Genomic DNA, 8,153 nt, shown 5'->3' with positions numbered 1-8,153 from the left:
GTCGTCGGTTCGAGCCCGATCCGGGTCGCCATAAGCATGAAGATTGAAACATATCTTCATTTGCTGCTATAGCTCAGTCGGTAGAGCGCATCCTTGGTAAGGATGAGGTCGGCAGTTCAAATCTGCCTAGCAGCTCCATTTGAAGCCTGATTTCGTGAGAAATCAGGCTTTTTTGGTGCTTTTAGAATCATCGAATAAAAAGATTTTCAGGTATTGCAAATTGAAGTTAGAATTTGTATAATAGAAACAGGAAAATGCAGCACATGAGCGCCTCTTATGGGGCGATGAACCGTTAGAGATGAATTATAATAAGAACGCCCCACATTTGTGGGGGCTGCATTTTCCTATTAAAAAATTGGGGAGATAGGGTATGAAACTAGAACTTTTTTGGGCGAAAAGTGTCCCCAAAATGTCGATTACAACACATGGTAAAATTGCAGGAATTGCTGCACAGATTCTGTTTGACAAAATGCTGTCAGATGGAACTGTGCAGCTTTTGTCTTCTTTGATGCGATTAGAACGAATACAGTTACGGCAATTTGTTGGATATTTGGTTTCTTTGCATGATATTGGAAAAATAGACTATTATTTTCAAGCACAGGATAGTCAGACGAAAGAAGTATTGATAGCAGAACATTTGTGTCCGGATGATACATTTCTGGAAAAATATCGACACGAGAAGACAACAGAGCAGATTCTTAGAACGGAAATTTGGAAAATGCAAGGATGTGATAAGAAAACAGCACGATTTTATGCTGCAATTCTAGGAGCACATCATCAAGGAAAGAATGGAGAGGCATCACCTGATATAGAATTGCTGGAAGACTATCAAATAGAATACGAACGAAACATGCGAGAGTATTTTATGAAAAGCAATACTCATGTAATTCTTCCAGAAATTCAGGAAGAAGATAGAGGAACAGTCGGAGCTATTTTGCTTGGTCTCACGGTTTTGGCAGATTGGATTTCTTCCAGCGATTATTTTGAAAAAGAAACTGATTGTTCTCCTGATTTTGAGAAGGTTCAAGAAAGAATATGCGACTTTGTGGAGCAAAGTGGATTGGATAAGGTTGATCGAACGTTTGGAGATACTTTTTCAGAAGTATGGCCAGAGTTTTCAAAAGAACAGATGCGTCCGTTGCAAAAGGAAGTTGAAAAGTTGTTCCAAGAAGAACGAAAGGAACACATTGCACTTGTTTTGCTTGAAGCGCCTATGGGAGAAGGAAAGACGGAAGCAGGCTGTTATGCAGCGGTACAGATGGGAAAACAGTATCAAAAAAACGGCATTTATTTTGCGTTGCCGACAGCTGCAACCTCCAATCAAATGGTTGGTCGTATGCGAAAATGGCTTCGAGATGATGTTAGATTGCTGCATGGAATGGCGTGGATGCAGGACGCCGACAGTATTCCGGAAGGAGATTTGCATATTGACGATGAAGAATGTGCGAAAACAGCTAGAAATTGGCTGGCACCTGTGCGCAGAGGATTGTTGAGTCAATATGCTGTTGGAACAATCGATCAGGCTATGATGGCTGCCATGATGATAAAATATGGCTGTTTACGCTTGCTGGGATTGTCTGGAAAAGTTTTGTTAGTGGATGAACTTCATGCATATGATATGTATATGGGGACAATTGTGGAACGTCTGCTTGAATGGTGTAAGGCATTGGAAATTCCAGTTGTTCTGCTTTCGGCAACGCTGACACAGAAAAAGAAACAACAAATGTTGAAACCATACACAGCGGAAGCAGTGGACAATACATATCCAGTTGTTACAGCGGTTACACAGTCAGGAAAATTGTTGGTGAGGCCGATTACAGAGATTACGCGCAGGCAGACCGTACAGATAAACTTGCTGCCTATTTTACATCAGCCGCAACAGATTGCCATGCAAGCAATTCAATTGACGGAACAGGGTGGCTGTTTGTGCGTTATGCTCAATACCGTCAAACAAGCACAGGAAGTTTATCAAGCAATCCAAGAGATTGACTTTGACGGAGAAACACTGTTGTTTCACGCGAGATTTCCTGCGGAACGCAGAGATGAAATTGAAAAAACATGTCTGCAATTATTTGGAAAGGATAAGAGCTATCGCCCGAAAAAAGCAATTCTTGTTGCGACACAAGTCGTAGAACAGTCACTAGATGTAGACTTTGATATTTTTATGTCTTCGGTTGCACCAATGGATCTTCTCTTGCAGCGAACAGGCAGAGAATTTCGTCATGAGGAAACCAAACGTCCTGCTAATATAAAAAATCCTGTCTTTTATGTTATGGTGCCGGAGGATGGAGAAGAGGCAGATGATTCGGCATTTGCCGCGGATGGTTATGTTTATCCGATCTGTTTGCTTCGACAGAGCATTCATCTGCTGCAGGATAGAGAGTGCGTTCGGATTCCAGAGGACATGGCGCAATTGGTTGCAGACGGCTATGATGAAGAAAAAGCGCCAGAAAAATATCTGGAAACTTGGTGGGAAACAGAGATTGGCGATGAGATTCGAGCAAATCAGAGTGAAATATATTGTCTGAGCCATCCGAAGGATGGATTTGACCCGATACAAAAAATCAATCAATTTGCATTTGATGATGCAGAGACAGACAGTTATTTTTCGGCAAAGACAAGACTGGGAGAAGCAACGGTACGGATTGCTCTCGTTCGTTCAGAATTATATGAAACGGTGCATAAGAAAATTGCGGATAAACAGGTGATTTCACAGAGACTTGCTAAAGATGTCCTGAAACAAAGCGTATCTCTTGTAAAAAAGCAAGTAGAAGATATTCTGATAAGCAAGCAGGCACTAAAGGGAACGGGATTGTTGTTTGGTGTCACGATGTTTCCATCGGATGATGAAACCTTTGAGGAAAATGGAATCCGTATTGTTTTTGACACGGTATTGGGAGCTTGCATAGAATAGGGGTTGACAAAAAAAGAAAAAGAGGATATTATATATATGACAGATAAAATAATAAGTTAGAAATGAATTATAAAAATACACGAGGAGGGAAAGCATTGAAATCAAAATTTGATGTAATCAAACAGGGATGGATTCCTGTCGTTGATTCGTCAGGACAGAAAAAACTGCTGGGTATCCGCGATACAGTATTACAAGCGCATGAATTGCGAGAGATTTCAGATGGCTCACCAATGGTAGAATACGCTGTGTATCGATTTTTGATTGCATTCTTAATGGATGCAATCAGACCAAAAGATTTTGATGCAATTAATACGCTGCTGGAATCTGGTGCATTTGATGCAGAGGTTGTGGATGCATATATTTCGCAGTGCAGAGCAGAAGGCGTTAGTTTTGACTTGTTTGATGCAGAGCGTCCGTTTATGCAGGCACCGTTTTGTGCGCAGTGGGATACCGTACGAAAGCCTGTAAGTACATTGGATTATACGATCCCAAATGGAAACAATCACACACACTTTGACCACAGAGAGAATCGAGAAATTGCATTTTCCTACGATGAAGCAATGCGTATGATGTTGGCGGTACAGCTGTTTTGTACAGCGGGAGCGCAGGGCTATCCATCCGGTGTAAATGGTGCGCCGCCGTATTTTGTTCTAATTCGAGGAAAGAATCTATTTCAAACGCTGGTGTACTCAATGATAAGCACCGAGCAAACGCGAGATTTTGATAGTATGCCGGTGCTCTGGCGCAATGAGATGGTCATTGAACCGAAAAAGCAGGTGACGAACGTCTCGTGGCTGTATGGGATGCAGTTTCCGGCTCGAAGAATTTTGTTGATTCCGGACGAGGAAACAGAGACCGTGAGAGAGGTTTATTTCTGTCAGGGTTTGAACGATACAGCAGTAGATAACTGGACCGATCCACATGTGACCTATCGCAGCAATGAAAAAGGGCGGTTTCCATGGCGTCCCAATCATGAAAAAGCCATTTGGAGAAACTTGCACGATCTAATTGGAGACAACAAGTCTTTGATTGTAGCGCAATATCCGGAATTGGATGAACAGCTCTTGAAGAGCAAGTATATTCCGTTGACTGTTTATGGTGTGCAGACAAATAATGCGAATTATTTGTCTGCAATTCGGCAGGATTTTGATATTCCGGAGACCATGCTGCAAAATCGGAGTTGTGTGCAGCATATTAAAAAAGACATTCAATGGGCAGAGCAGACAGCCAGTGCATTGAGAAAAGCACTGACGCACGAGGAAATGCCGCCACAAAACGTGGCACAGGCAGAAGCGGAATTTTATAATGCATGTGGCACCGCATTGTTGAGACTGTGCAAAGAGGATCTGACAGCAGAGCATCCCAATTATCAAGAATGCCGTAGGAAATGGGTAGAAGATGTGATTGAAACAGAAGCAAAGGCTGCATGGGATCGAGCGATGAAGAGAACGTTACTGCGTGGGCAGTCGTTAATGGATGTTACGAAGCAGCAGGGCATTCTGTTTGCAGCGCTGAAAAAGATACGAAAGGAGAATCAGGCGAATGAGTGAAGAACGGGATAAGGAAATTTCTGCATTTTTAGAGCGTGTAAATGCATTGTCGACGGGAGAGCGTGCTGTGTTAAAGCGTTCCGCCGGAAAAATGCTGCATGAAGCGGATGGACGAGCCATTGCAGCGTTCTATAAGTGCTATCCGCCGGAGGCGGGAGAAACCCAGAAAAAATGGTTCGCAGTCGCTTGCATCTATTGCATGTGGAATTGGGAGGAAGAGCAACGAGAAGCGAGACCGCTGCCGCATATTCTTTCGGATTTGCGCAGAGAGGAAACAATATCGGAAAGCATGGAGCATCGTCTCACCGGCTTGCTGGATTTGAAATGGGATGATGACGGATATTTGCTCACCAAGCTGGTGCGCATCATAAAAATGGTCAAGGCAAAGGGATATGCAGTAGATTGTGTAGCTCTATTGAAAAGTTTACAGGGCTGGAATTATGACAGCCAATATGTTCAGAGAGAATGGGCATATAGCTTTTATCGGACAAATCCAACCGCGTGATGAAAGGAGACAATCATGTTAATTGAAGTACATATGTTAAAGAACTATCCGGCAACCAACCTGAACCGCGATGAAACCGGTTCGCCGAAGACCTGCTTGTTTGGCGGATATACTCGCGGACGAATCTCCAGCCAGTGCCTGAAACGAAACTGGAGAAAATCGGAACAATTCTGCCAGGCAATTGGGGAGGAAAATCTGGGTATTCGTACCCGCAAGTTCCCGCAATTGGTTTGTGAGGCACTGGCAGAAAAAGGTGTTTCGGAAGATGTTTTGAAAGAAGTTCAACCGAAGCTGTCCGGATTCGGAAACAAAGAGGGAAAGGAAAACAAAGATGGGAGCACGACAGCTCAGGTCATGTTTTTTGCTCCGCAGGATATTGAGTCGGTTGCAGTAAAAATAAAGGAAATCCTTGATGATTGTGCAGACATCAAAGCAGTCAAGAAACTCAAGGCAAAGGATTTACAGGCCGCAGTAAAAGATGCAAATGTCCGTCCGGTAACATTGGACATTGCCTTGTTTGGACGAATGGTGACATCCAATGCGTTCCGTGATGTGGAAGCATCGATGCAGGTGGCACATGCCGTTTCCACCAATAAGGTGGCATTGGAATCCGACTACTTTACAGCGATGGATGACTTACTCAGCGGTGATACGATGGAAGAATCCGGTTCCGCAATGATCGGTGATACCGATTACAATTCGTCTTGTTATTATATTTATGCATCGATTGATACGGATGCGTTAAAGGAGAATTTGAAATATGCAGACAATGCAGAGAAACTGATTCAAAAGGCAATTCCTGCGTTGTTGCGTGCGATGGCAATGACTAACCCTTCGGGAAAGCAGAACAGCTTTGCCGGACATACTCTGCCGAGTGCTATGATGGTAGAAGTCAAGCAGGATAAGATTCCGGTAAATCTGGTCAATGCCTTTGTAGAGCCGGTGCGCCCGACAATCAAAGCTGATTTGGTGAAGAACAGCATTCAGAGATTGGCGGATGAAACAGATACTTTGGTCAATGACTTTGGTTTGGCAGTGGACAAGCGTTTGTGGTTCTGCAGCAGCAAATATGATGTGAAACCGAAATGCGAAGCTGAGCAGTGCAAAAATTTCCAAGCATTACTGGAACAGGTAACAGAGCTGTTGAAGTGAGGTGACAGAGATGGCAGAAAATAAAAAACTGCTGGTGCTTTGTCTGGAAGGAATGTTGCAGTCTTGGGGAACAGACGCGAAATGGGATATTCGTGACACTGGTGATATGCCGACGAAATCCGGCATTGTCGGATTGCTCGCCTGTGCGATGGGATTGGAACGCGGAAATCCGGAAATCGCAGCGATGTCTGATGCAATGACGCTGGCTGTGCGAGAGGACAGAGCGGGCACGCGGCTGGTAGATTTTCACACAGTAACAGGTAATCCGCTGATGAACGCAGCTGGAAAGCGGCGCAGTCTGGGAGATACGTTTATCTCGCAGCGGCAGTATTTGCAGGATGCTAGTTTTCTGGTTTTCATTGATTGTGCAGATGACTGGCGGGAGAGAATGATTTACGCGCTTCAACATCCGAAATGGTGTTTATATTTGGGAAGAAAGAGCTGTGTTCCTTCTAGACCAGTGCTCGTTGGCGTGACAGAGGAATATACCGATATTGCGCAAGCTCTGCAAACCTATCCGATTCAAACCAAGCGAAGAGATCCGAGAGGGAATACAAAACAGAACTGTCGATATGAAAGTGAGATTTCCAATACAGGAGATTCGACGTTGTCCCGCTCCGATGTCGTACTTGCAGATGGATACCGCCGTTTTGCCAGACGACGTGTTTGGCGCGGAACAGTAAAGGAGGTGCCCTATGTATCTGAGTAAAATCGGATTTGTATTGAACGACAGAGGAATACAGGACGCACTTGCCGATTGTCAGAAAATGCATCAACTGGTGACAAGCTTTTTTGGAACAGATAGAAAATCATCGAATATTTTATATCGAGTGCGAATGGACTGCGGTCAGTATGCGATTTACCTTTATTCTGATACGCCAATCGATGCGTCAAAAATTCCACATCCAATGACTCTGATTGGACAGAGAAACATTTCCTCTTGGGCTGATAGTATGCAGGAAGGTATGACAAAACATTTTGATTTGCTGGCATTGCCCACAAAAAAAGTTCCGTCTGAAGGACGGAAAAACAGTCAGCGTCGAGTATTGAAAACAACGCAGGAACGATTGGAATGGATGCAAAGAAAAGCAGAACAGTTTGGGTTTCAATTCCTTGCAGTAAATGAACTAGAGCATGTTCGGCAGATTGGAAAGCATTTGAGTGCCTCTGGCAGAATGTATTTTGATGGGTATCGGTATCAGGGAATCTTGCAGATTACCGATGCGGTAAAATTTCAAGATGCATTGCGGTGCGGAATTGGTGCCGGAAAGGCGTATGGTTTTGGTATGCTTCTTTTGTCTTGATAGACTAGCTTAAATCGTTTATACTATTATTACGGCGGAAATGGCTATCTCCGTGAGAAACATGCGGTTTTCTGAACTTCGTTTCAGTATTTGCCCCACACACGTGGGGATGAACCGCTATCGGCACCGCAAACAGCGGCAAGCTGTATATTTGCCCCACACACGTGGGGATGAACCGCTTAAATGGCAATGGCAGGAACAATTGCGAACCATTTGCCCCACACACGTGGGGATGAACCGGCTTGGTTGCGCGAGTACTGGAAGGCTTTGCCATTTGCCCCACACACGTGGGGATGAACCGGCGTTGGGACTGACCGTATCGGAAGATTCCACATTTGCCCCACACACGTGGGGATGAACCGTATGTAACTAAACAACGTTTGGTTACGTCCATATTTGCCCCACACACGTGGGGATGAACCGGTGTAAACAATGACAACAGAAGAAATTTTTGCATTTGCCCCACACACGTGGGGATGAACCGTCGGCATCGGCAACCGGCGCACTCGCTCCGGAATTTGCCCCACACACGTGGGGATGAACCGGAGAATGGGTATCATGACGAAACTGTGTGTACATTTGCCCCACACACGTGGGGATGAACCGCGCGTAGAGTTCAGCGCATGGGACGGTATTCATTTGCCCCACACACGTGGGGATGAACCGACTGATGATCTCATCATCCTGTTTATCAAACTATTTGCCCCACACACGTGGGGATGAACCGG

Annotated in this window: 6 protein-coding genes, 1 tRNA gene and 1 CRISPR repeat array; all 7 genes read left to right on the top strand. The window is 44.6% G+C overall.

Annotated elements, in window-relative coordinates; genetic code table 11:
- Window positions 1-62: 62 nt before the first annotated feature.
- Window positions 63-138, top strand: a tRNA-Thr gene (locus ACR0P9_RS04585).
- Window positions 139-370: 232 nt separating this feature from the next.
- A complete protein-coding gene (gene cas3 / locus ACR0P9_RS04580) occupies window positions 371-2,914 on the top strand; it encodes a CRISPR-associated helicase Cas3' (RefSeq protein WP_432617762.1) in 2,544 nt (847 codons plus the stop codon).
- A 95-nt stretch (window positions 2,915-3,009) separates the two neighbouring features.
- The gene (casA, locus tag ACR0P9_RS04575; protein ID WP_432617760.1) at window positions 3,010-4,464 is read left to right on the top strand and encodes a type I-E CRISPR-associated protein Cse1/CasA; all 1,455 of its coding nucleotides are present in this window, start codon (window positions 3,010-3,012) and stop codon (window positions 4,462-4,464) included.
- Window positions 4,457-4,969: a type I-E CRISPR-associated protein Cse2/CasB gene (gene casB, locus ACR0P9_RS04570; RefSeq protein WP_432617758.1), complete on the top strand. Its 513-nt coding sequence runs from the start codon at window positions 4,457-4,459 to the stop codon at window positions 4,967-4,969. Before casA ends, casB begins: the two co-directional genes overlap by 8 nt.
- 15 nt (window positions 4,970-4,984) lie before the next feature.
- Window positions 4,985-6,121: a type I-E CRISPR-associated protein Cas7/Cse4/CasC gene (gene cas7e, locus ACR0P9_RS04565; protein ID WP_432617756.1), complete on the top strand. Its 1,137-nt coding sequence runs from the start codon at window positions 4,985-4,987 to the stop codon at window positions 6,119-6,121.
- A 10-nt stretch (window positions 6,122-6,131) separates the two neighbouring features.
- On the top strand, window positions 6,132-6,830 hold the full coding sequence (gene cas5e, locus ACR0P9_RS04560) for a type I-E CRISPR-associated protein Cas5/CasD (protein ID WP_432617754.1): 699 nt from the start codon (window positions 6,132-6,134) through the stop codon (window positions 6,828-6,830).
- Window positions 6,817-7,425 carry a type I-E CRISPR-associated protein Cas6/Cse3/CasE gene (gene cas6e / locus ACR0P9_RS04555; protein WP_432617752.1) on the top strand — a complete coding sequence of 203 codons (609 nt, stop codon included), beginning with the start codon at window positions 6,817-6,819 and terminating at the stop codon, window positions 7,423-7,425. The genes cas5e and cas6e overlap by 14 nt, the downstream gene beginning before the upstream one ends.
- An 88-nt stretch (window positions 7,426-7,513) precedes the next feature.
- Window positions 7,514-8,152: direct repeats of the CRISPR family, unit length 29 nt; unit sequence ATTTGCCCCACACACGTGGGGATGAACCG.
- Window position 8,153: the final 1 nt, after the last annotated feature.

It is taken from the genome of Butyricicoccus sp., from assembly GCF_050872565.1.
In the GTDB taxonomy this organism is placed as follows: Bacteria; Bacillota; Clostridia; order Oscillospirales; family Butyricicoccaceae; genus Butyricicoccus_A.
The sequence above is the reverse complement of the archived record's forward strand: the minus strand, read 5'-3'. Positions and strand labels throughout refer to the sequence as shown.

What these genes read in the sequence shown, in the direction of transcription:
- cas3 (WP_432617762.1), top strand. Translation starts at nt 371, where the DNA reads ATGAAACTAGAACTTTTTTGGGCGAAAAGTGTCCCCAAAATGTCGATT.
- cas5e (WP_432617754.1), top strand. Translation starts at nt 6,132, where the DNA reads ATGGCAGAAAATAAAAAACTGCTGGTGCTTTGTCTGGAAGGAATGTTG.
- casB (WP_432617758.1), top strand. Translation starts at nt 4,457, where the DNA reads ATGAGTGAAGAACGGGATAAGGAAATTTCTGCATTTTTAGAGCGTGTA.
- cas7e (WP_432617756.1), top strand. Translation starts at nt 4,985, where the DNA reads ATGTTAATTGAAGTACATATGTTAAAGAACTATCCGGCAACCAACCTG.
- cas6e (WP_432617752.1), top strand. Translation starts at nt 6,817, where the DNA reads ATGTATCTGAGTAAAATCGGATTTGTATTGAACGACAGAGGAATACAG.